Origin of the sequence: Pseudomonas sp. 39004 (genome assembly GCF_028682155.1) — a bacterium.
Lineage (GTDB): Bacteria > Pseudomonadota > Gammaproteobacteria > Pseudomonadales > Pseudomonadaceae > Aquipseudomonas > Aquipseudomonas capeferrum.
Genome location: NZ_JANIAG010000089.1, coordinates 1 through 22,606 on the forward strand (window position 1 = coordinate 1; position 22,606 = coordinate 22,606).

24 protein-coding genes are annotated in these 22,606 nt (G+C 61.2%); 17 read left to right on the forward strand and 7 right to left on the reverse strand.

Annotated features, from left to right (window positions below):
• Window positions 1-76: 76 nt before the first annotated feature.
• The 7 genes from metG (at window position 77) to NP534_RS16125 (ending at window position 5,763) form a co-directional block, all read left to right on the forward strand.
• Window positions 77-2,122, forward strand: a complete 2,046-nt coding sequence (gene metG / locus NP534_RS16095; RefSeq protein WP_274099366.1) for a methionine--tRNA ligase — start codon at window positions 77-79, stop codon at window positions 2,120-2,122.
• 87 nt (window positions 2,123-2,209) lie between these two features.
• A complete protein-coding gene (locus tag NP534_RS16100) occupies window positions 2,210-2,758 on the forward strand; it encodes an Rnf-Nqr domain containing protein (RefSeq protein WP_274099367.1) in 549 nt (182 codons plus the stop codon).
• Window positions 2,755-3,723: an RnfABCDGE type electron transport complex subunit D gene (locus NP534_RS16105; protein WP_274099368.1), complete on the forward strand. Its 969-nt coding sequence runs from the start codon at window positions 2,755-2,757 to the stop codon at window positions 3,721-3,723. Before NP534_RS16100 ends, NP534_RS16105 begins: the two co-directional genes overlap by 4 nt.
• Window positions 3,720-4,322 (forward strand): RnfABCDGE type electron transport complex subunit G, encoded by a 603-nt coding sequence (locus NP534_RS16110; RefSeq protein ID WP_274099369.1) that lies wholly within the window; start codon window positions 3,720-3,722, stop codon window positions 4,320-4,322. The genes NP534_RS16105 and NP534_RS16110 overlap by 4 nt, the downstream gene beginning before the upstream one ends.
• Entirely contained in the window at window positions 4,315-4,839 is a 525-nt protein-coding gene (locus tag NP534_RS16115) for an Rnf-Nqr domain containing protein (protein ID WP_274099370.1), read from the forward strand. The genes NP534_RS16110 and NP534_RS16115 overlap by 8 nt, the downstream gene beginning before the upstream one ends.
• A 4-nt stretch (window positions 4,840-4,843) precedes the next feature.
• Complete coding sequence (gene nth, locus NP534_RS16120; RefSeq protein ID WP_033702661.1) at window positions 4,844-5,482, forward strand: endonuclease III; 639 nt, start codon at window positions 4,844-4,846, stop codon at window positions 5,480-5,482.
• A 104-nt stretch (window positions 5,483-5,586) separates the two neighbouring features.
• Window positions 5,587-5,763 carry a PA3496 family putative envelope integrity protein gene (locus NP534_RS16125; RefSeq protein WP_027594199.1) on the forward strand — a complete coding sequence of 59 codons (177 nt, stop codon included), beginning with the start codon at window positions 5,587-5,589 and terminating at the stop codon, window positions 5,761-5,763.
• A gap of 45 nt (window positions 5,764-5,808) precedes the next feature.
• Here NP534_RS16125 and NP534_RS16130 read toward each other — a convergent pair whose 3' ends face one another.
• Window positions 5,809-6,435 (reverse strand): response regulator transcription factor, encoded by a 627-nt coding sequence (locus NP534_RS16130; RefSeq protein WP_033702663.1) that lies wholly within the window; start codon window positions 6,433-6,435, stop codon window positions 5,809-5,811.
• Window positions 6,436-6,804: 369 nt separating this feature from the next.
• Here NP534_RS16130 and NP534_RS16135 point away from each other — a divergent pair, with 369 nt between their 5' ends.
• Complete coding sequence (locus NP534_RS16135; RefSeq protein ID WP_274099371.1) at window positions 6,805-7,248, forward strand: hypothetical protein; 444 nt, start codon at window positions 6,805-6,807, stop codon at window positions 7,246-7,248.
• Between the two features lie 69 nt (window positions 7,249-7,317).
• Here NP534_RS16135 and NP534_RS16140 read toward each other — a convergent pair whose 3' ends face one another.
• Together NP534_RS16140 and NP534_RS16145 are read right to left on the reverse strand one after the other, a co-directional pair.
• Window positions 7,318-8,535: an argininosuccinate synthase gene (locus NP534_RS16140; protein WP_274099372.1), complete on the reverse strand. Its 1,218-nt coding sequence runs from the start codon at window positions 8,533-8,535 to the stop codon at window positions 7,318-7,320.
• Window positions 8,536-8,704: 169 nt separating this feature from the next.
• Window positions 8,705-9,670, reverse strand: coding sequence for a flagellar protein MotY (locus NP534_RS16145; RefSeq protein WP_274099373.1), 966 nt, complete (start codon window positions 9,668-9,670; stop codon window positions 8,705-8,707).
• Window positions 9,671-9,800: 130 nt separating this feature from the next.
• Here NP534_RS16145 and pyrC point away from each other — a divergent pair, with 130 nt between their 5' ends.
• On the forward strand, window positions 9,801-10,847 hold the full coding sequence (gene pyrC / locus NP534_RS16150; RefSeq protein ID WP_274099374.1) for a dihydroorotase: 1,047 nt from the start codon (window positions 9,801-9,803) through the stop codon (window positions 10,845-10,847).
• 59 nt (window positions 10,848-10,906) lie between these two features.
• Entirely contained in the window at window positions 10,907-11,518 is a 612-nt protein-coding gene (rnt, locus tag NP534_RS16155; RefSeq protein WP_371097688.1) for a ribonuclease T, read from the forward strand.
• Window positions 11,519-11,680: 162 nt separating this feature from the next.
• Here the strand turns inward: rnt and NP534_RS16160 are convergent, their stop codons facing one another.
• On the reverse strand, window positions 11,681-12,283 hold the full coding sequence (locus NP534_RS16160) for a peroxiredoxin (protein WP_033702669.1): 603 nt from the start codon (window positions 12,281-12,283) through the stop codon (window positions 11,681-11,683).
• Window positions 12,284-12,496: 213 nt separating this feature from the next.
• On the opposite strand from NP534_RS16160, the gene NP534_RS16165 reads away from it, so the two are divergent.
• Together NP534_RS16165 and bfr are read left to right on the forward strand one after the other, a co-directional pair.
• Window positions 12,497-12,715 carry a bacterioferritin-associated ferredoxin gene (locus NP534_RS16165; protein ID WP_033702670.1) on the forward strand — a complete coding sequence of 73 codons (219 nt, stop codon included), beginning with the start codon at window positions 12,497-12,499 and terminating at the stop codon, window positions 12,713-12,715.
• A gap of 201 nt (window positions 12,716-12,916) precedes the next feature.
• Window positions 12,917-13,390 carry a bacterioferritin gene (gene bfr / locus NP534_RS16170; RefSeq protein WP_027594191.1) on the forward strand — a complete coding sequence of 158 codons (474 nt, stop codon included), beginning with the start codon at window positions 12,917-12,919 and terminating at the stop codon, window positions 13,388-13,390.
• Window positions 13,391-13,447: 57 nt separating this feature from the next.
• Here the strand turns inward: bfr and grxD are convergent, their stop codons facing one another.
• Together grxD and NP534_RS16180 are read right to left on the reverse strand one after the other, a co-directional pair.
• A complete protein-coding gene (grxD, locus tag NP534_RS16175; RefSeq protein WP_033702671.1) occupies window positions 13,448-13,783 on the reverse strand; it encodes a Grx4 family monothiol glutaredoxin in 336 nt (111 codons plus the stop codon).
• Between the two features lie 91 nt (window positions 13,784-13,874).
• A complete protein-coding gene (locus NP534_RS16180; RefSeq protein WP_274099375.1) occupies window positions 13,875-15,983 on the reverse strand; it encodes a molybdopterin oxidoreductase family protein in 2,109 nt (702 codons plus the stop codon).
• A 364-nt stretch (window positions 15,984-16,347) separates the two neighbouring features.
• Here NP534_RS16180 and argF point away from each other — a divergent pair, with 364 nt between their 5' ends.
• Together argF and NP534_RS16190 are read left to right on the forward strand one after the other, a co-directional pair.
• A complete protein-coding gene (gene argF, locus NP534_RS16185) occupies window positions 16,348-17,268 on the forward strand; it encodes an ornithine carbamoyltransferase (RefSeq protein WP_033702673.1) in 921 nt (306 codons plus the stop codon).
• A complete protein-coding gene (locus NP534_RS16190) occupies window positions 17,265-18,374 on the forward strand; it encodes an ABC transporter ATP-binding protein (protein ID WP_274099376.1) in 1,110 nt (369 codons plus the stop codon). Before argF ends, NP534_RS16190 begins: the two co-directional genes overlap by 4 nt.
• 41 nt (window positions 18,375-18,415) lie before the next feature.
• Here NP534_RS16190 and ybaK read toward each other — a convergent pair whose 3' ends face one another.
• Window positions 18,416-18,886: a Cys-tRNA(Pro) deacylase gene (gene ybaK / locus NP534_RS16195; protein ID WP_033702675.1), complete on the reverse strand. Its 471-nt coding sequence runs from the start codon at window positions 18,884-18,886 to the stop codon at window positions 18,416-18,418.
• Window positions 18,887-19,188: 302 nt separating this feature from the next.
• On the opposite strand from ybaK, the gene NP534_RS16200 reads away from it, so the two are divergent.
• From NP534_RS16200 to glpR, 3 genes are all read left to right on the forward strand, one after another.
• A complete protein-coding gene (locus tag NP534_RS16200; protein ID WP_033702676.1) occupies window positions 19,189-20,040 on the forward strand; it encodes an MIP/aquaporin family protein in 852 nt (283 codons plus the stop codon).
• 51 nt (window positions 20,041-20,091) lie between these two features.
• Entirely contained in the window at window positions 20,092-21,591 is a 1,500-nt protein-coding gene (gene glpK / locus NP534_RS16205; RefSeq protein ID WP_274099377.1) for a glycerol kinase GlpK, read from the forward strand.
• A 129-nt stretch (window positions 21,592-21,720) separates the two neighbouring features.
• The gene (gene glpR / locus NP534_RS16210; protein ID WP_274099378.1) at window positions 21,721-22,476 is read left to right on the forward strand and encodes a DNA-binding transcriptional repressor GlpR; all 756 of its coding nucleotides are present in this window, start codon (window positions 21,721-21,723) and stop codon (window positions 22,474-22,476) included.
• The last annotated feature ends 130 nt before the right edge of the window (window positions 22,477-22,606 follow it).

Here is a 22,606-nt window from a genome sequence, read left to right on the forward strand (position 1 = left end):
TCTTCCGATCTCAGCCCTTTATAGTGGCCGATCACCCTCATTTTTACCCCGTAGCCAGATAAGTAGCCGAGCCACCATGTCCGAGCCACGTCAGATTCTCGTCACCAGCGCCTTGCCCTATGCCAATGGATCAATCCATCTTGGCCATATGCTCGAGTACATCCAGACAGACATGTGGGTCCGCTTCCAGAAGCTGCGCGGCAACCAGTGCATCTACGTCTGCGCCGACGACGCCCACGGCTCGGCCATCATGCTGCGCGCCGAAAAGGAAGGCATCACGCCCGAACAGCTGATCGCCAACGTCCAGGCCGAGCACAGCGGCGACTTCGCCGATTTCCTGGTGGACTTCGACAACTTCCACTCGACCCACAGCGAAGAGAACCGCGAGCTGTCCGGCCTGATCTACACGCGCCTGCGTGAAGCCGGGCACATTGCCACCCGTTCGGTGACCCAGTACTTCGACCCTGAAAAGGGCATGTTCCTGGCCGACCGTTTCATCAAGGGCACCTGCCCCAAGTGCGCGGCCGAAGACCAGTACGGCGACAACTGCGAAAAGTGCGGCGCCACCTACGCCCCCACCGAGCTGAAGAACCCCAAATCGGCCATCTCCGGCGCCACCCCAGTGCTGCGTGATTCCCAGCACTTCTTCTTCAAGCTGCCCGACTTCCAGGCGATGCTGCAGCAGTGGACCCGCAGCGGCACCTTGCAGGAGGCCGTCGCCAACAAGCTCGCCGAATGGCTGGACTCTGGCCTGCAGGAGTGGGACATCTCCCGCGATGCGCCGTACTTCGGCTTCGAGATCCCGGGCGAGCCGGGCAAATACTTCTACGTCTGGCTGGATGCGCCAATCGGCTACATGGCCAGCTTCAAGAACCTCTGCGCGCGCCGCCCGGAGCTGGACTTCGATGCATTCTGGAAAGAAGACTCCACTGCCGAGCTGTACCACTTCATCGGCAAGGACATCGTCAACTTCCACGCCCTGTTCTGGCCGGCCATGCTCGAAGGCGCGGGCTTCCGCAAGCCGACCGCGGTCAACGTGCACGGCTACCTGACCGTCAACGGCGCCAAGATGTCCAAGTCGCGCGGCACCTTCATCAAGGCGCGCACCTACCTGGACCACCTGCAGCCGGAATACCTGCGCTACTACTACGCGGCCAAACTGGGCCGTGGCGTGGATGACCTGGACCTGAACCTGGAAGACTTCGTGCAGAAGGTCAACTCCGACCTGGTCGGCAAGGTGGTCAATATCGCCAGCCGTTGCGCAGGCTTCATTCACAAAGGCAACGAAGGTGTAATGGTGGCCGGTGATGCCGCACCTGAGCTGACCGAGGCCTTCCTGGCCGCCGCGCCTTCCATCACCGAAGCCTACGAGAGCCGCGACTTCGCCCGTGCGATGCGCGAAATCATGGCCCTGGCCGACCGCGCCAACGCCTGGATCGCCGACAAGGCCCCTTGGTCGCTGGCCAAGCAGGAAGGCAAGCAGGACGAGGTGCAGGCCATCTGCGCCCAGGGCGTCAACCTGTTCCGCCAGTTGGTGATCTTCCTCAAACCGGTACTGCCGGTGCTGGCTACCGACGCCGAGGCCTTCCTCAATGTCGCGCCGCTGACCTGGAACGACCACCAGTCGCGCCTGGAAAACCACCGCCTGAACGCCTTCAAGGCACTGATGAGCCGCATCGAACCGGCCAAGGTCGAAGCCATGGTCGCCGCGAGCAAGGAAGACTTGCTGGCTGCTGCCGGCCAGGCCCAGGCCCCGGCCGGCAATGGCGAGCTGACCAAGGAGCCGCTGTCGGCGGAAATCGAGTTCGACACCTTTGCCGCCGTCGACTTGCGCGTGGCCCTGATCGTCAAGGCCGAGGCCGTCGCAGGTGCCGACAAGCTGCTGCAACTGACGCTGGACATCGGTGACGAACGCCGCAACGTGTTCTCTGGCATCAAGTCGGCCTACCCGGACCCTTCCAAGCTGGAAGGCCGCCTGACCATGATGGTAGCCAACCTCAAGCCTCGCAAGATGCGCTTTGGCGTATCCGAAGGCATGGTCATGGCTGCCGGCCCTGGCGGTGAAGAGATCTACCTGCTCAGCCCCGACAGCGGCGCAAAACCCGGCCAACGCATCAAGTAAGCCTCCTGCCCCGGCCTCAGTGCCGGGGCAGTTCCATCCCCCGCTGAATGCCGGACAATCGCTGTGATTCCCGGCTATCGTCAGTTCATGAGTGACTACATTCTGGTTCTGGTCAGCGCCACGCTGGTCAATCATCTGTGCTTGGCGCAACAGCCGACATCCCGGCTGCGCCTACATGTGCTCGGGCTGGCGTGCGCCCTGTCCGTCGTTTTGGGGCTGATCGGCGCCCACCTGCTGAGATGGCTGGTGCTCGACCCTTGGCAGCTCCACGACCTCAGCCTGTTCCTGTTGCTGCCCTGGCTGGCGCTTCTGGCATTCGGCGTACCCAGGGCACTGGCAAGGCTGCGCCCTGGTTGGCCGGTGGCTGACCTGCCCGCGCTGCTGCTGTGCAACGCCAGCGTGCTGGGCCTGGCGCTGCAAGGGGCAGGTGACGGCACTGCCTGGTCGGCAACCCTGACCAAAGGCCTGCTGGCAGGCGCAGGCTTGTGGCTTGCTCTGGTTCTTTTCGCCGACTTGCGCCAGCGCAGCGCCCAGGCCGACATCCCAGTTGCCCTGCGCGGCCTGCCCATAGAGCTGCTTGGCGCCGGAGTGATGGCCATGGCGTTTTCCGGCTTCAACGGACTCTTTGCGCAATGAAGCCCGACCCCCGCCTGCGCACGAGCATGGCCCTGGTGCTACTGGCCTGCCTCCCGGGTTTGCTGACACTACTGTGGCTGCAGGGCTGGGGGCTGCTGTGCAACCTGCTGCTGTGTGCCAGTGCAGCGCTGCTCTGTGAAGCACTGCTATTGAAGCTGCGTGGCGAGCCCGTCAGCTTGGCACTGACTGACGGTAGCGCGCTGGTGACCGCCGTGCTACTGGCGGCGGCACTGCCCACCCTGGCCCCATGGTGGCTGCCCATGGTCGCCGCTGGCACGGCTATCGGCATCGGTAAACAAGCCTTTGGCGGGGTCGGTCGCAACCTGTTCAACCCGGCCATGCTGGGCTATGCCTTCGTGTTGCTGAGCTTTCCCTTGCAGATGAATCATTGGCCAGGTCAGCCAGCTGGCTTGTTCGAGACCCTGCAGCAGGTATTTGGCGGCGCCGAGCACATCGATGCCTGGGCGCAGCCGACCCTACTCGATGGCCTGCGCCACAACCGCAGCCTGACCATTGATGAGTTGTTCGCCAGCCACCCGGGCTTCGGCAGTATCGGCGGGCGTGGGGCGGAATGGGCCAACCTGGCGTTTTTGCTGGGTGGGCTGTTTCTCTTGCAGCGCAAGGTGTTCAGCTGGCATGCGCCAGCAGGTTTGCTGGCGGGGTTGTCGCTGTTCAGCCTGCTGGCCTGGAACGGCTCAGGTTCGGATTCCAATGGCTCCCCCTTGCTGCACCTGTTTTCTGGCTCGACCATGCTGGCCGCTTTTTTCATCGCCACCGAGCCTGTCTCCGGCCCCAGAAGCGATTGGGCCAAGCTGGTGTTCGGCTTTGCTGTAGGCCTGTTGATCTACCTGATCCGCACCTGGGGCAGTTACCCCGACGGCACGGCGTTCGCCATCCTGCTGATGAACCTCGCGGTCCCCAGCCTTGAACGGCTGGCCTTGCGCCGCCAGCAGGCTGCCCGGTGAGCCCCCGGGTGCGCACGGCAGGGTTGCTGCTGGTAACTGCGGCACTGGCATTGTCGACCACGCTGATCTGGCGCGAATGGACCCTACCCGCCGTCAGCCAAGCCGAAAAGCAGCTACAGAGCCGTCAGAGGCTCGCCGTCCTGCCCGGGGCCAGTTACGACAACCTGCCGCTGGATACCCCACTGCCAAGGCCTGCCTCGCATCGCCCGCACAGTCGCATCGTGGCTGCTTACCGGGCTACGCTGGCGGGCAAGCCTGCGGCCATCGTCCTGGTGACCCAGGCCCAAGGCTATGCAGGGCCAGTGGTACTGAGCATCGCCATCGCCCCAGATGGGCGACTGATCGGTAGCCAGGTGGTCGAACAGCAGGAAAGCCCTGGGCTCGGTGGGCGCCTTGTCGACCCGCAAGTGAACTGGCTGCAGCAATTTGCCAATCGCCGCCTGAGTGATCGCTGGGCATTGAAGCGCGACCAGGGCGATTTCGACCAACTGGCAGGCGCGACAGTGACCTCGCGGGCGGTTATCGAGGCACTGCAAGACGCCCTGAGCTATTTCGATGAACATCGCCATGACCTCCTTGGGGACCCTGCCGATGAATAAGGGCTACCTGCTGGCCGCCAGCCTTGCTCCCCTTCTAGGGGCCACGCAAACGTTGCTCTTGGCCGCAGTCTTAGGTGCGTGCGCGGTGATGATGATCGGCCTGCATCAAGTACTGCTGGTGCCGTTGCGCAACCGCCTGGAGGGCGCCGCACACATGCTGGCAAGCCTGCTGCTATTGGCGGCCCTGGCCAGTTGCCTGCAATTGGCCCTGCGGGCCTGGCTGCTGCCGGTAGCACTGCTGCTGGGCCCGTACCCTGCACTACTGTGCCTGCCGTGCCTGACAGCAGACTATCTGCTGCCGCATGAAGGGCGTTGGCGCACACTGTTGTTGCATCTGGCTGGCCTGCTGGGCGCCTGCCTGCTGCTCGGCGCCTGCCGCCAATGGCTGGCCGAAGGGCTGGGCCTGCACCTTGCCAGCCTCGCCCCTGGCGCGCTGCTACTGCTCGGACTGCTGTTGGCCTTGTACAATCACCTGCGTCCGGGCACCGCCCACCCACGTCGTCAAGGAAAGCGCTGATTCCATGAATGCCGCAAAACGCCTGGAGATCTTTCGCAGGCTGCACGAAGACAATCCCGACCCGAAAACAGAACTGGCCTATACCACACCGTTCGAACTGCTCGTCGCCGTCACGCTTTCAGCGCAATCCACTGACGTAGGCGTGAACAAGGCCACCGCGCGCCTGTTCCCCGTCGCCAATACGCCGGAAGCGATCTATGCCCTGGGCGTCGAAGGGCTGAGCGCATACATCAAGACCATCGGGCTCTATAACAGCAAAGCCAAGAACGTGATCGAGGCCTGTCGACTGCTGATCGAGCGCCACGACAGCCAGGTGCCAGAAACCCGGGAAGCCCTTGAAGCGCTGCCTGGCGTGGGGCGCAAGACTGCCAATGTGGTGCTCAACACGGCATTCCGGCAGCCGACCATGGCGGTGGATACGCACATTTTCAGGGTCAGTAACCGTACCGGCATAGCGCCGGGCAAAACGGTGCTCGAGGTCGAGAAGAAGCTGGTCAAGTTCGTCCCCAAGGACTACCTGCTCGATGCCCATCACTGGCTCATCCTGCATGGGCGCTACGTATGCCAGGCACGCAAGCCCAGGTGCGGGAGCTGTCGGATCGAAGACCTCTGCGAATACAAGCAGAAGACGTCTGACGATTGAGCCGATAGCGAAAAACCACCCGGTACGATTGAAAAAATCTTTTTTACCAGCGTCAGCTTTCTGGTTATAAGGACGGCCAATGGCCCCTTGGCTTGGAGCGACTCATGAGTGCCGATAAAGACGACCTGTCAATCGAAGATGATTTTGTTGCCGCGGATGATGAAGCGGAGCCCCAGGTAGAAACTGCAAAGACCAACTTGAGCAAACGCCGCACGATCGACAACCTGCTGGAAGAGCGGCGACTGCAGAAACAACTGGCCGATTTCGACTACGATCTGTAGCTTTTTTTGCAAAGCCTCCCTCAGGGAGGCTTTGTATGCTGGCGGTCAGTTCAGGCCGTGACGCTGGGCCAGTTCAATCAGGTCTACCAGCGACCTGGCGTTAAGCTTGAGCAGCAAGCGTGACTTGTACGTGCTGACGGTCTTGTTGCTGAGGAACATGCTGTCGGCAATTTCCTTGTTGGACCGCCCGCGCGACAGCTGCTGTAAAACCGTCATTTCCCGGGCAGAGAGCCGGTTGACCATATCCGTCTCGCTGCCACCACTGCCCCTGCCCCGTGACGCATGCAAGGCCTGGTTGGGGAAGTAGCTGTAGCCTGACAGTACGGCCTTGATGGCGCTTAGCAGCTCGGTCAACTCCTGTTGTTTGCACACATAACCCGCCGCCCCCGCCTGCATGCAGCGCATCGAAAAATTGCCAGGCACCTGCGAGGTCAGCACCAGCACTTTGCTGCCTGGGCTGAAGGCTGCCATGCGGGCGATGACTTCAAGGCCATCGAGTTTTGGAATACCGATATCAAGCACCACGATATCCGGTAGGTGTTCACGCGTCAGTTGCAAGGCGGCCACGCCGTTATCGGTTTCCGCAACGACGTCGTACCCGTGCCGCTCCATCAGCATGCGCACGGCCAGGCGTATAACCGGATGATCATCCACGATAAGGACTTTATTCATGCGATATCCATTCATTATTGATTTTTGCTGTGGCACGCCACGATAACCGACAGAACGCTTCAGGGTGCAACGATTTGCCAGTGAAACTCATGAATAGAGAAAACCTACAACACTTACAGAATTTTCCTACAAAGGCATGTACGGCCCCAACCGTAAAACTTAATGACCCGCAATTAACATCTATCACAGATTCAATTGATATGAGCAGCTGAAAACAAACCTTCGCGTGCAGATTATTCCACTTCACAGACGCTGAAAAAATCAGGCTCAACACCTATTTAAAGACATTTCTCAACTGGGAAAAAATCCAATCTTTAGTTGAGCACCAGTGTCAGGTAATGATAAGCAAAACCGCAGGAGACAGCCCTCATGCCCGAAGCACAACCTGTCGCCCCGCTGACGATCATTGCCATTTTCGCGGGGATCATAGAAGCATCCGCCCTTGCGACACTGCCGTTTCTCAGCGAATCCAGCCAGAGTCTCTATACATGGTTCCTGGTAGGCTTTCCGTTTTTCCTTACAGCGCTTTTCTTCTTGACGCTGAACTTCAATTACAAGTCGTTCTACAATCCTGTATCAAGCAAAACACCCAACGACAGACCCTCGCCAACAGTCTTGGAAGTAGCCGAGCCTATTACCCTTATCTTCTCTGGCCCAGATGCCCAACCTATGCTGGAACAGCAAATCCGCCTTGCCCTCGCGCAATCACCTGAACCCGCGCACAGCTGGCGCTTCTGTAATCTCGAGAAAAACCAATGCGCAAGGCTGTCGGTCTGCACCCTCGAGCAAGATGCTGCCAATCTCAGGGGATGAGGACCGGCTGGATGTCGACGCAAAAAAAACCCCAGCCTAAGCCGGGGTTCTTACAATGCGCGCCAATACTCAGAGCAACGAACGGCCCTTGTTGGCGGCAATGCGCATACGCAGCGCATTGAGCTTGATGAAGCCGGCAGCGTCCGCCTGGTTGTAGGCGCCGCCATCTTCCTCGAAGGTCGCAATGTTGGCATCGAACAGCGAGTCGTCCGACTTGCGGCCAACCACGGTGACATTGCCCTTGTACAGCTTCAGGCGTACCACGCCATTCACGTTGACCTGCGAAGCGTCGATCATCTGCTGCAGCATCACACGCTCCGGGCTCCACCAGTAACCGGTGTAGATCAGGCTGGCATACTTCGGCATCAGCTCATCTTTCAGGTGAGCGACTTCGCGGTCCAGGGTGATCGACTCGATCGCACGGTGGGCGCGCAGCATGATGGTGCCGCCAGGGGTCTCGTAGCAGCCACGGGACTTCATGCCGACGTAACGGTTCTCGACGATGTCCAGACGGCCGATGCCGTTGGCACCACCGATGCGGTTCAGGTCGGCGAGGACGGTAGCCGGGGACTTCTCGATACCATCGATGGCGACGATGTCACCGTTGCGGTAGGTCAGCTCAAGATAGGTAGCCTGGTCCGGGGCGTTCTCCGGAGAGACGCTCCAGCGCCACATGTCTTCCTCGTGCTCGGTCCAGGTATCTTCCAGGACACCGCCTTCGTAGGAGATGTGCAGCAGGTTGGCGTCCATCGAGTACGGCGACTTCTTCTTGCCGTGACGCTCGATCGGGATGCCATGCTTCTCGGCGTAGTCCATCAGCTTCTCGCGGGACAGCAGGTCCCACTCACGCCAAGGGGCGATGACCTTGACGCCCGGCTTGAGCGCATAGGCACCCAGTTCGAAACGAACCTGGTCGTTGCCTTTACCGGTCGCACCATGGGAAATGGCGTCGGCACCGGTTTCGTTGGCGATTTCGATCAAGCGCTTGGCGATCAGCGGACGGGCGATGGAGGTACCCAGCAGGTACTCGCCTTCGTAGACGGTGTTGGCGCGGAACATCGGGAACACGAAGTCACGCACGAATTCTTCGCGCAGGTCGTCGATGTAGATCTCTTTTACACCCATTGCCTGTGCCTTGGCACGGGCCGGCTCGACCTCTTCGCCCTGACCCAGGTCAGCGGTGAAGGTCACCACTTCGCAGTTGTAGGTATCCTGCAGCCACTTGAGAATCACCGAAGTATCAAGGCCGCCGGAATACGCCAGTACGACCTTATTTACGTCCGCCATGCCATCACTCCACGGGGTTGTACGGAAAGGGGTCGATTCTAACGGCGTTATGGAAAAATTTACAGTGGGGCGACAGCTTCTGACGACAAAGCGACAGGAATTGTCGATGGCGCGACGTCTGTCGGGCGCTGGTTGACGCCTGCGAGATGGAGCGCCGCCCACCTCACTGTCAGGGCACTTTCGCACCCGGTGCCGGGGACGCCGGCGCGGCCGCAGGCGGACTGGCAGCAGCAGGCTGCTGCACAGGTTTTTCCACCGGCTTCTCGACGGGTGCCTCAGCGATTGCAACCCGATCCAGTTCGATATTCACACGCCGGTTGCGCGCCCGGTTGGCAGCACTGTTGTTCTTCGCCAGCGGATACCGCTCGCCGTGGAAGCGCACGGTGATCTGCGCCTCCGGCACGCCATGGGCTTTGAAATAGTCCGCCACTGCCATCGCCCTGCGCCGGGACAAATCACGGTTGGTCAGGCGATTGCCGCTGTTGTCGGAATGGCCGTTGAGCTCGATGTGATTAACCGTCGGGTCAGCCTTCATATAGTCAAGAACCACATCCAGCCGTGCCCTGGCCGAATCGTCAAGTTCGATGCCACCGCCAGGGAAACCCACCTGAGTCTGGCGAACCTGGTCATAGTTCATCGCCAGCAACTTGCTGGCACACACCTGGTAGTCGCCATAGGCCTTGGCGAAACTGACCGGCAGCACCCGCACTTCAATGGCCCGGCCAGCCTCCGCGGTGTAGTTGCGTACCACCGTGCTGCGCCCATCGAGCAAACCATTGATCAGGCGGCTGGCCTGGCCCTGGGACGAGCTGAACAGCACGCCCGTGCGCGCCATGCGCACGGTGCCCAGGTTGATGTCACCGCGCCCAGGCTGCCAGGGCGCCGCCGCCGCCAGCAGCGTGGCCGGCCCGGCCCCCAGCGCATTGCTGTGCGAGCGCAGTTGGAACACCGGCTGCTCACCTGCCCGGCGCACGAATTCGCCACTGCCAAAACCGTCGATCGGCTGGATCAGACGGCACTCGAACTGGTCGCCCTCGACTTGCCAGGCAATGTTCTCCATGCGCGTCTGGAAAGTCAGTGCACCGGCCGGCAGGCTGGCGAACAGGATGAACAGGGCTAGGTAACGCTGGCGCACGGGCGGCTCCACAAATTCTGACGGCTTACCTGCAGGGTATCGGACGCCGCCCGAAAAACTTGATAGCCGTGCTCGGCCCAGGGTTTTCCGGTAGCATTGGGCCTTGAGTTCGACCCGCCTGGAATCCCCAATGTCCGATCGCCTGACCCTCCTGCGTCCCGACGACTGGCACATCCATCTGCGCGATGGTGCCGTCCTGCCCCATACCGTTGGTGATGTGGCGCGTACCTTCGCCCGTGCCATCATCATGCCCAACCTCGTACCGCCGGTGCGCAATGCCGTCGAAGCCGGTGCCTACCGTGAGCGCATCCTCAATGCGCGTCCGGCCGGCAGCCACTTCGAACCGCTGATGGTGCTTTACCTCACCGACCGCACCAGCCCCGAGGACATCCGCGCGGCCAAGGCCAGCGGTATCGTGTATGCCGCCAAGCTGTACCCGGCCGGCGCCACGACAAACTCCGATTCAGGCGTGACCAGCATCGACAACATCTTCCCCGCCATCGAAGCGCTGGCCGAAGTCGGCATGCCACTGTTGGTGCACGGTGAAGTGACGCGCAGCGAAATCGATGTCTTCGATCGCGAAAAGCGCTTCATCGACGAACACATGCGTCGCGTGGTCGAACGCTTCCCGACGCTCAAGGTGGTGTTCGAGCACATCACCACCAGCGATGCCGCGCAGTTCGTCAGCGAAGCGCCGGCCAACGTCGGCGCGACCATTACCGCCCAGCACCTGTTGTACAACCGCAACCACATGCTGGTGGGCGGCATCCGCCCGCACTTCTACTGCCTGCCGATCCTCAAGCGCAACACCCACCAGGTGGCGCTGCTGGACGCGGCCACCAGTGGCAACCCGAAATTCTTCCTCGGCACCGACTCGGCCCCTCACGCCCGTCACGCCAAGGAAGCCGCCTGCGGTTGCGCCGGTTGCTACACCGCTTACGCGGCCATCGAGATGTACGCCGAAGCGTTCGAGCAACGCAATGCGCTGGACAAGCTGGAAGGCTTTGCCAGCCTGCACGGCCCGGCCTTCTATGGCCTGCCGGCGAACACCGACACCATCACCCTGGTCCGTGAAGAGTGGACCGCACCAGAAAGCCTGCCGTTCGGCGAGCAGACGGTGATACCGCTGCGCGCTGGCGAGAAGCTGCGCTGGCGCCTGCTGGAGGAAAACGCGTGAGCGAAGACCTCTACGAAGACGATCAGGACAGCCAGGCCGGCGGTGGTTCGCGCCACCCGATGGCAGAGCGCTTCCGTGGCTACCTGCCGGTGGTGGTGGATGTCGAGACCGGCGGCTTCAATAGCGCCACCGATGCCCTGCTGGAAATCGCCGCCGTCACCATCGGCATGGACGAGAAGGGCTTCCTGTTCCCCGAACACACCTACTTCCACCGGGTTGAACCGTTCGAAGGGGCCAATATCGAGGCGGCAGCGCTGGAGTTCACCGGCATCAAGCTGGACCACCCACTGCGCATGGCAGTGAGTGAAGAAAGCGCGTTGACCGATATCTTCCGAGGCGTGCGCAAGGCGCTCAAGGCCAACGGCTGCAAGCGGGCGATCCTGGTCGGCCACAACAGCAGTTTCGACTTGGGCTTCCTTAACGCCGCGGTCAACCGCAACGACCTCAAGCGCAACCCCTTCCACCCGTTTTCCAGCTTCGATACCGCCACCCTCGCTGGCCTGGCGTATGGCCAGACCGTGCTGGCGCGGGCCTGCCAGAGCGCCGACATCGACTTTGATGGGCGTGAAGCGCATTCGGCGCGTTACGACACCGAGAAGACAGCCGAGCTGTTCTGCGGCATCGTCAACCGCTGGAAAGAAATGGGCGGCTGGCGCGATTTCAACGACTAAGCAGCCACAAGCCACAAGCTTCAAGCAGCAAGCAGCAAGCAGCAAGCAGCAAGCAGCAAGAAAGGGCAGACAGCACACGCTCGTTTTTTCTTGAAGCTTGCAGCTAGAAACTTGAAACAAAAAAAACCGGCCACGAAGGCCGGTTTTTTATGCGCGCGGCAATTACAGCTTGCCAGCGTTCTCGCTCAGGTAAGCAGCAACGCCTTCTGGCGAAGCGTTCATGCCTTTGTCGCCTTTTTTCCAGTTGGCAGGGCAGACTTCGCCGTGCTCTTCGTGGAACTGCAGGGCATCGACCAGACGCAGCAGCTCGTCCATGTTACGGCCCAGTGGCAGGTCGTTGACGATCTGCGAACGGACTACACCGTTGGTGTCGATCAGGAAGGCGCCACGGAAGGCCACGCCGCCTTCGGACTCAACGTCGTAGGCCTTGCAGATTTCGTGGGTGATGTCGGCAGCCAAGGTGTACTTGACCTGGCCGATACCGCCGTTGTTGACCGGGGTGTTACGCCAGGCGTTGTGGGTGAAGTGCGAGTCGATCGAAACGCCGATCACTTCCACGTTGCGGGCCTGGAAGTCAGGGATGCGGTTGTCCAGGGCGATCAGCTCGGACGGGCAGACGAAGGTGAAGTCCAGCGGGTAGAAGAACACCAGGCCGTACTTGCCCTTGATGGCCGAAGCCAGGTTGAAGCTGTCGACGATTTCGCCGTTGCCCAGCACAGCTGGAACGGTGAAATCGGGGGCTTGTTTACCAACGAGTACGCTCATTGTTATCTCCTGATGAGGGTGAAAAACCGTTTGCCGGGCCAGACGGGCTTGCCCGACATCCAACAAAGGCCGACCATCATACACGGCTTCTCATTACAGACCGAATCCAACCGCCGGTCGCTCAAGCACGGCCCTTTCAGAAAGTCTTTTGACAAGCATTCTCATTACCATTAAGCTCCAACCCATCGACTCAACCAGCGATGGTCCGACTTTATGTATGTGTGTCTTTGTGTCGGCGTTACCGACGGACAGATCCGCGATGCGATCTTTGAAGGATGCTGCAGCTACAAGGAAGTTCGAGCCGCGACCAATGTCGCCAGCCAATGTGGCAAATGCGCCTGCCTTGCCAAGCAAGTGGTCCGTGAGACCCTGACCGAGCTCCAGGTCAGCCAGGCCACCCTGCCCTATCCGGTAGAATTTACCGCTGCCTGAAACCACTGATTTTGAAGAACCGGACCTTGTGTCCGGTTTTTTTATGCCCGTAATTCAATAACTTAGCACTCCAACGCGCTTCACAAACATTCTTATTCCTATTCATTTTCACTTATTATTCAATAACTTAGGTTTGACAGCCCTAAGTATCAGGCTCAAACTTCCCTGTATTGGCACACTTCTACAGGGCAGGAACCCGTCATGAAAGGCGACGTAAGCGTCATCCAGCATCTCAACAAGATCCTCGGAAACGAGCTGGTCGCGATCAACCAGTACTTCCTGCACGCACGCATGTACGAAGATTGGGGCCTGAACAAACTCGGCAAGCACGAGTACAAGGAATCCATCGATGAGATGAAGCACGCTGACAAACTGATCAAGCGTATTCTCTTTCTCGAAGGCATCCCCAACGTGCAAGACCTGGGCAAGCTGCTGATCGGCGAGCACACCAAAGAAATGCTCGAGTGCGACCTGAAGATCGAGCAGAAAGGCCTGATCGACCTGAAAGCCGCCATCGCTCACTGCGAAACCGTCGGCGACTTCGGCTCGCGTGAAATGCTCGAAGACATCCTCGAGTCCGAGGAAGAGCACATCGACTGGCTGGAAACCCAGCTGAGCCTGATCGACAAGATCAGCATCGAGAACTACCTGCAATCGCAGATGGGCGAAGAGTAAAATCGCCGCCCATAAAAAAACCCGCCTTGAGCGGGTTTTTTTATGGCTGTACGAAGATCAGGCTTCAGCAGCCTTTGCCTTGGCAGCAGCGTCCTTGATCAGGGCCTGCAGCTCACCCTTCTCGAACATTTCCAGCATGATGTCGCTACCGCCGACCAGCTCGCCCGCTACCCACAGCTGCGGGAAGGTTGGCCAGTTGGCGTACTTGGGCAGGTTGGCGCGGATTTCCGGGTTCTGCAGGATGTCGACGTAGGCGAACTTCTCGCCACAACCCATCACAGCTTGCGATGCCTTGGCCGAGAACCCGCACTGCGGGGCATTCGGCGAGCCTTTCATGTAAAGCAGAATGGTGTTGTTGGCAATCTGCTCTTTGATCGTTTCGATGATATCCATGGAACACCTCGTCTGAACTTTCCGACTCGATGGTCGGCACGGTGACGCATTGTATCGGAAAGCCGAGCGCTGTGCGCGGCCTTGCCATTGCTCAGGCGGCCTCCACGTGCACAGGCACGCCATTGAGGGCGGCATTGCCCGACACCTGATCGCGCAAGCGCTCATCGGTCAGGTCGTTGGCACTGACCCCGGGCTGCCCGTGGGCTATCCGCAATTGCACGCCCTGGCGCCCATGGCCATAGCCATGCGGCAGGCTGACCACACCTGGCATCATGTCCGTGCACGCCTGCACCTCGACTTCGAGGGTGCCGGTACGTGAGCGTATGCGCACTCGCTGGCCATCGTGCAACTGCCGCTGCTGCAAATCCTCAGGGTGCATCAACAGCTGATGACGCGGCTTGCCTTTGACCAGTCGGTGGAAGTTGTGCATCCACGAGTTGTTGCTGCGCACGTGGCGGCGGCCGATCAGCAAGAGCGCGCCAGCCGCCATCGGCGCCTGCCGCGCAAGCCTGGCCAAGTCGTCCAGCAACACCTGCGGTGCCGCCTCGATGGCCTGGCTGGCAGTGTTCAGGCGTGCCTGCAGATTGGCACCTAGCGGGCCCAGGTCCAGCCCGTGGGGGTGCCGATCGAGTGCTTCCAGCGAGAGCTTCCAGGCCGAGCCGTCGCCGTAGCGCCCTTTGCGCAAGGCCCAATCGATCATCTGCGCCGGTGCCAGGGTTGGCTTGAGCTCAAGGGCGGCCCGTTCGGCAAAGGCCTTGGCCAGGCCGACAAAGATCTCCCAGTCATGCAGCGCGCCTTCGGGCCTGGCCAGGATCGCGCGGTTGAAACGGGTCACATTGCGCACCGCCAGCAGGTTGAAGGTGCTGTCGTAGTGATCGTTCTCCAGTGCCGACGTGGACGGCAGGATCAGGTCGGCATGGCGCGTGCTTTCATTGATGTACAGGTCGATGCTGAGCATGAACTCGAGCCCCGCCAGCGCCCCGTCCAGTTGCCGACCGTTGGGCGTGGACAGCACTGGGTTGCCCGCCACGGTCACCAGGGCCCGCACCTGCCCGTCACCGGGCGTGAGGATTTCCTCGGCCAAGGCGGCGACCGGCAGCTCGCCAGCGTACTCCGGCAGCCCCGATACTCGGCTGTGCCAGGCATTGAAGTGCCCGCCCGACGTACTCGCCACCAGGTCCACCGCAGGCTCGGTACACAAGGCGCCACCCACCCGATCCAGGTTGCCGGTGACCAGGTTGATCAATTGCACCAGCCAATGGCACAGGGTGCCGAAGGCCTGGGTCGAGACGCCCATGCGGCCATAGCAGACCGCCTTGTCGGCTGCCGCGAAATCGCGCGCCAACTGACGGATATCGGCGGCAGCGATGCCGCACAACGGGCTCATGGCGTCGGCGGTGAACGGGGCGAGTGCACTGCGCACTTGATCCAGGCCATTGACCGGCAAGTGTGATCCACGGGTCCGGCCTTCGTCGAACAAGGTATTGAGCAGGCCACTGAGCAATGCAGCATCGCCGCCGGGAAGAATGAACAGGTGCCGGTCGGCCATGGCCGCTGTTTCGCTGCGCCGCGGGTCCACCACCACCAACTGCCCGCCCCGCGTACGCAGCGCCTTCAGGCGCTTTTCCACATCAGGCACGGTCATGATGCTGCCATTGGACGCCAGCGGGTTGCCGCCCAGAATCAGCATGAAGTCGGTGTGGTCGATGTCCGGGATCGGCAACAGCAGACCGTGGCCGTACATCAGGTGGCTGGTCAGGTGCTGGGGCAACTGGTCCACCGAGGTGGCTGAAAACCGATTGCGGGTCTTCAACAAACCGAGGAAATAGTTGCTGTGGGTCATCAGCCCATAGTTGTGCACGCTGGGGTTGCCTTGATACACCGCCACCGCGTTGCGACCATGCGCCTGCTGGATACTCCAGAGCTTGTCGGCCGCCAGGGCGAAAGCCTCGTCCCAGCTGATCGCCTGCCAGCGTTCGCCAATCCGACGGTGGGGCTGACGCAGGCGGTCGGGATCGTTCTGGATATCTTGCAGGGCCACTGCCTTGGGGCAGATGTGGCCGCGGCTGAACGGGTCGTCCGGGTCGCCTTTGATCGAGGTGATCAGCGCCTGCCCGTCGTCCTCATGGCTGACTTCGATGTTCAGCCCGCAGATCGCTTCGCACAGGTGACAGGCACGGTGATGCAGGGTCTTGGTCATGGCCGCCTCTGCCTGATGATGGGTCTGATGGCGACTATGCGCCCAGCCCAACGCCCTCGCCAGCGCGCTTCGTGCCATGAATTGCCCGACATCAGGCAAACGATTCGCGACACGCATTTGCCAAATCGCGGGCAAGCCGTGTACAACCTCTGTAGCAAATAAAAAACAGCGCACGCTCAATGGGTAACGACACCCTTTGCAACAGAGCCGCTGTTTCCCCTCTTGGTTTCAGGCGACATTTAATTATAGTATTGCGCCTTTCCCTATTTCGTCCGCCCCGTGCGGCTTACGCCGCAGGTCACTCCCGTTGTCAAAAAAAACCATACGGTCGACCTGCATACCGTTGCAGATAAGGTAGTCAATCATGAGCGCTAGGCACTTTCTCTCCCTGCTGGACTTCACCACCGACGAATTGCTCGGGGTGATCCGCCGCGGCATCGAGCTGAAGGACCTGCGCAAGCGAAGCGTGCTGTTCGAGCCCCTCAAAAGCCGTGTGCTGGGGATGATCTTCGAAAAGTCCTCGACCCGTACCCGCGTGTCGTTCGAGGCCGGCATGATCCAGCTGGGCGGCCAGGCCATCTTCCTGTCGCCTCGCGATACCCAGCTGGGCCGTGGCGAACCGATCGGTGACAGCGCCATCGTCCTGTCGAGCATGCTCGACGTGGTGATGATCCGTACCCACGCCCACAGCACCCTCACCGAGTTCGCGGCGAAGTCGAGCGTGCCGGTAATCAACGCCCTGTCCGACGAGTCGCACCCGTGCCAGCTACTGGCCGACATGCAGACGTTCCTCGAACACCGCGGTTCGATCCAGGGCAAGACCGTGGCGTGGATCGGTGATGGCTTCAACATGTGCAACTCCTATATCGAAGCCGCCCGTCAGTTCGATTTCCAGCTGCGCATCGCCTGCCCGGAAGGTTACGAGCCGGATCCACGCTTCATGGCATTGGGCGGTGATCGCGTGCAAATCATCCGCGACCCCAAGGAAGCCGTGCGTGGCGCGCACCTGGTGACCACCGATGTCTGGACTTCCATGGGCCAGGAGGAGGAAACTGCACGGCGCCTGGCGCACTTCGCGCCTTACCAGGTCACCCGCGAACTGCTCGACCTGGCGGCACCCGACGCCCTGTTCATGCACTGCCTGCCCGCCCACCGTGGCGAGGAAATCAGCCATGACCTGCTCGACGACCCTCGTTCGGTCGCCTGGGACCAGGCTGAAAACCGCCTGCATGCACAGAAGGCCCTTCTCGAATTCCTTGTAGAACCGGCTTACCACCACGCATGAGTCAACCCCTACTGCTCAACCTGCGCAACCTCGCCTGCGGCTATGGCGCCCAGCGCATCGTCCAGAACCTCAACCTGCACCTGAACGCAGGCGACATTGGTTGCCTGCTGGGTTCATCCGGTTGCGGCAAGACCACCACCCTGCGCGCCATCGCCGGTTTCGAGCCTATCCATGAAGGCGAGATCCAGCTGGCGGGCGAGGTCATCTCCCGGCCCGGCTTCACCCTGGCCCCGGAAAAGCGCCGCATCGGCATGGTGTTCCAGGACTACGCCCTGTTCCCGCACCTGACCGTGGCCCAGAACATCGCCTTCGGCATTGCCAAGCACCCGCGCCAGGCGCAGGTCGTCGAAGAGATGCTCGAGCTGGTCAAGCTCGGTGGGCTGGGCGGCCGCTATCCGCATGAGCTGTCCGGTGGGCAACAGCAACGGGTCGCGCTGGCCCGCGCGCTGGCCCCGGAGCCCCAGTTGCTGCTGCTCGACGAGCCGTTCTCCAACCTCGACGTGGAACTGCGCCGGCGCTTGAGCCATGAAGTGCGCGACATCCTCAAGAGCCGTGGCACCAGCGCCATTCTGGTGACCCACGACCAGGAAGAGGCGTTTGCCGTCAGCGATCAGGTGGGCGTGTTCAAGGAAGGTCGCCTGGAGCAGTGGGACACCCCTTACAACCTCTACCACGAGCCGCAGACGCCGTTCGTAGCCAGCTTCATCGGCCAGGGCTATTTCATCCGTGGTCAGATGAGCAGCCATGAGGCGGTCAATACCGAACTCGGTGAGCTGCGCGGCAACCGTGCGTACATCATGGCGCCGGGGAGTTCGGTGGATGTGCTGCTGCGCCCTGACGACATCGTGCATGCGCCAGACAGCCCGCTGCGGGCGAGCATCGTAGGCAAGAGCTTCCTGGGCGCGTCGACGCTGTATCGCCTGCAACTGGTAACAGGCAGCCAGCTGGAGGCGATCTTCCCCAGCCATGTCGATCATCAGGTCGGTGAGGAAGTCGGGATTGCCGTGGCGGCCGATCACCTGGTGCTGTTCCCGGTGCCGGGCAGTGTCGCGGCGCAGTTGCCGCGGCAGGAGAACGGCGTTCGTCGGTACAGTTCGGCGACCTGATTCATGATTGCCGGGGCTGCTGCGCAGCGGCCCCAGCCATTTCAGCCCCGACCTATACCGGCAAACGTGCCCTGGGTATGTTCAGCCAGCACTGCAGCCGCCAACTCCACCTCCAGCCCGCGCCGCCCGGCGCTGACATGGATAGTTGCAAAGTGTTGCGCCGACTCGTCGATAAATGTGCGCAGGCGCTTCTTCTGGCCCAACGGGCTGATACCGCCCACCAGGTATCCCGTGGCGCGCTGGGCCGCCGCCGGGTCGGCCATCTCGCACTTCTTCACACCGGCCGCATGGGCCAGTGCCTTGAGGTCCAGGGTGCCCACCACCGGTACTACGGCCACCAGCAATTCGCCTTTCTCACTGCTCGCCAACAAGGTCTTGAATACCTGCTGCGGCTCTAGCCCGAGCTTTTCCGCTGCCTCCAGCCCGTACGACGCCGACTTCGGATCGTGCTCATAACTGTGCACGCGATGTTCAGCGCGGGCTTTTTTCAACACGTCTAGGGCGGGGGTCATGCGCAGCTCCGGTCGAGTACAAGTCGGCGGCTACTTTAGGACATATCCCACAACACAGCCAATACACAGCTTACGCGCCTCTCTAGCGTGCGGTTTCGCGCGCCCAAACAACGTCCAGATCGTGACTGACCGTTCACTTTCGACCTTTGACATAAGCGTTTCTTGTCTATATTTTTTCGTTTCTGAATAAATGGTGCACTTTTACGGTGCATTTCCAACATCTGCCTGGGGTCAATGGGGATCGACACCGGGCTTTGCTGTCGAGCGCCACGCGCCTCACAACAAAAAAAACGAGGTCATACATGACGACTGCTCTACGCGAACCCACTCTGTCCAGCCAGTGCCTGGCCGAGTTTCTCGGCACTGCGCTGCTGATCTTCTTTGGCACCGGCTGCGTGGCCGCGCTCAAAGTCGCGGGTGCCAGCTTCGGCCTGTGGGAAATCAGCATCATCTGGGGCGTCGGCGTCAGCATGGCGATCTACTTCACTGCGGGCGTTTCAGGTGCACACCTGAACCCGGCCGTGAGCATCGCCCTTACCCTGTTCGCCGGTTTCGACAAGCGCAAGCTGCCGTTCTACATGCTCGCTCAGGTCTGTGGCGCCTTCTGCGGCGCAGCGCTGGTCTACACCTTGTACAGCAACCTGTTCTTCGATTTCGAACAAGCCCATGCCATGTTGCGAGGCAGTACCGAAAGCCTCGAACTGGCCTCGGTGTTCTCAACCTACCCGCACCCCTCACTTTCGACCGGCCAGGCATTCCTGGTGGAAGTGGTCATCACGGCCATCCTCATGGCCGTGATCATGGCGCTGACCGACGACAACAATGGCCTGCCACGTGGCGCCGTCGCGCCGCTGCTGATCGGCCTGCTGATTGCCGTGATCGGCAGCGCCATGGGGCCGTTGACCGGCTTCGCGATGAACCCGGCCCGCGATTTCGGGCCAAAACTGATGACCTTCCTGGCCGGTTGGGGCGAAATCGCCTTCACTGGCGGACGGGATATCCCCTATTTCCTGGTTCCGGTGTTCGCACCGATCCTCGGCGCATGCCTGGGCGCCGCCGCGTATCGCGGCCTGATCGCCCGCAACCTGCCGGTGGCGCCCACCGCGAACCCTGAGACAAACGACAATCGCCAGGGCGATACTCAAGTCAACTGATGCGGCCTCACGCCCAAGCCCTGACTTCCTCATTTTGCAAGGCCAACGACCATGACAGACACCCTGGATAAGCACTACATCATCGCCCTGGACCAGGGCACCACCAGCTCGCGTGCGATCATTTTCGACCGCGACGCCAATGTGGTCGGCACCTCCCAGCGCGAATTCGTCCAGCACTACCCGCAGGCTGGCTGGGTAGAACACGACCCGATGGAGATCTTCGCCACCCAGAGCGCCACCATGGTCGAAGCCCTGGCTCAGGCCGGCATCAGCCACGCCCAAGTCGCTGCGCTCGGCATCACCAACCAGCGCGAAACCACGGTGGTGTGGGACAAGGAAACCGGCCGCCCGGTTTACAACGCCATTGTCTGGCAGTGCCGCCGCAGTACCGAAATTTGTGCGCAGCTCAAGCGTGATGGCCACGAAGACTACATCCGCGAGGCCACGGGCCTGGTCACCGACCCCTACTTCTCCGGCACCAAACTGAAGTGGATCCTCGACAATGTCGAAGGTGCCCGCGAACGCGCCGAACGCGGCGAACTGCTGTTCGGCACCATCGATACCTGGCTGATCTGGAAGTTCTCGGGCGGCAAGGTGCATGTCACCGACTACACCAACGCCTCGCGCACGCTGATGTTCAACATCCACAGCCTGGAATGGGACGACAAGCTGTTGGAAATCCTTGGCATTCCACGCCAGATGCTGCCCCAGGTACGCCCCTCTTCCGAAGTCTACGGCCACACCAAGAGCGGCATCGCCATCGCCGGTATCGCCGGCGACCAGCAGTCCGCGCTATTCGGCCAGATGTGCGTTGAGCCCGGTCAGGCCAAGAACACCTACGGTACCGGCTGCTTCCTGCTGATGAACACCGGCGACAAGGCCGTCACCTCGTCCCACGGCTTGCTCACCACCATTGCCTGCGGCCCCCGCGGCGAAGTGGCCTACGCACTGGAAGGCGCCGTGTTCAACGGTGGCTCCACCGTGCAGTGGCTGCGTGACGAACTGAAGATCGTCAACGATGCCCTCGACACCGAGTACTTCGCCAGCAAGGTCAAGGACAGCAACGGCGTGTACCTGGTGCCCGCCTTCACCGGCCTGGGCGCCCCCTACTGGGACCCCTATGCCCGTGGTGCCCTGTTCGGCCTGACGCGTGGGGTGAAGGTCGACCACATCATCCGTGCTGCACTGGAATCGATCGCCTACCAGACCCGCGACGTGCTTGACGCCATGCAACAGGATTGCGGCCAACGCCTGTCCGAACTGCGCGTGGACGGCGGCGCGGTAGCCAACAACTTCCTCATGCAGTTCCAGGCCGACATCCTCGGCACCTGCGTGGAACGCCCGAAAATGCGTGAAACCACAGCCCTTGGCGCCGCCTACCTGGCGGGCCTGGCTTGTGGCTTCTGGAGCAGCCTGGACGAGTTGCGCGACAAGGCAATCATCGAGCGCGAGTTCAGCCCACAACTGGATGAGACGCAAAAAGAGAAGCTGTACGCCGGGTGGAAGAAGGCGGTCGATCGTACCCGCGACTGGGAAGACCACGCGGTTTGAATCGGCGTTGAAGCGTGCGGCGTCATCGCGGGCTTGCCTGCGATGACGCCGACACCAACGTCCGCTGGCCGTCATCCCCTTCCTACGGCATCATTGCAGAATTTGTCCGGCTGCCCAAAAGGACCGCCCATGAATCTGCCCCCCCGCCAACAACAAATCCTCGAGCTGGTACGCGAACGCGGCTACGTCAGCATCGAAGAAATGGCACAGCTGTTCGTCGTCACCCCGCAAACCATCCGGCGCGACATCAACCAGCTCGCCGAGCTCAACCTGCTGCGCCGCTACCACGGTGGCGCCGCCTATGATTCGAGCATCGAAAACACCGCCTACGCCATGCGCGCCGACCAGATGCGCGATGAAAAGCAGCGTATCGCCGACGCCGTTGCCCAGCAGATTCCCGACCATGCCTCGCTGTTCATCAACATCGGCACCACCACCGAATCGATTGCCCGTGCGCTGCTGAACCATAGCCACCTGAAGGTGATTACCAACAACCTGCACGTGGCCTCGATTCTGGCTGCCAAGGACGATTTCGAAGTGTTGGTGGCCGGTGGCACGGTGCGGCGTGATGGTGGGGTGGTGGGCCAGGCCAGTGTCGATTTCATCAGCCAGTTCAAGGTCGACTTCGCCCTGGTCGGGATCAGCGGCATCGATGAGGATGGCAGCCTGCTCGACTTCGACTACCAGGAAGTGCGGGTTTCCCAGGCAATCATTGCCAATGCCCGGCAGGTTATTCTGGCTGCCGACTCCAGCAAGTTCGGGCGCAATGCCATGGTTCGCCTGGGGTCGATCAGCCTGGTCGATTGCCTGGTGACCGACCAGACACCTACGGCGGCCCTGAACCAGTTGCTCAATCAGTACAAGATTCGCCTTGAGGTGGTTTGAGCTGCTGCTTCGAAGGCCTGGCTGGGGATAGGGTGAGGGCTGAAAGTAGCCAGCCTTGAGTTTTGCAGGGGCATCGAAATCGAGCGCCGCGCGGGCGGCGCTCGATCTCACTGGCGCCAAAGATGTTGTG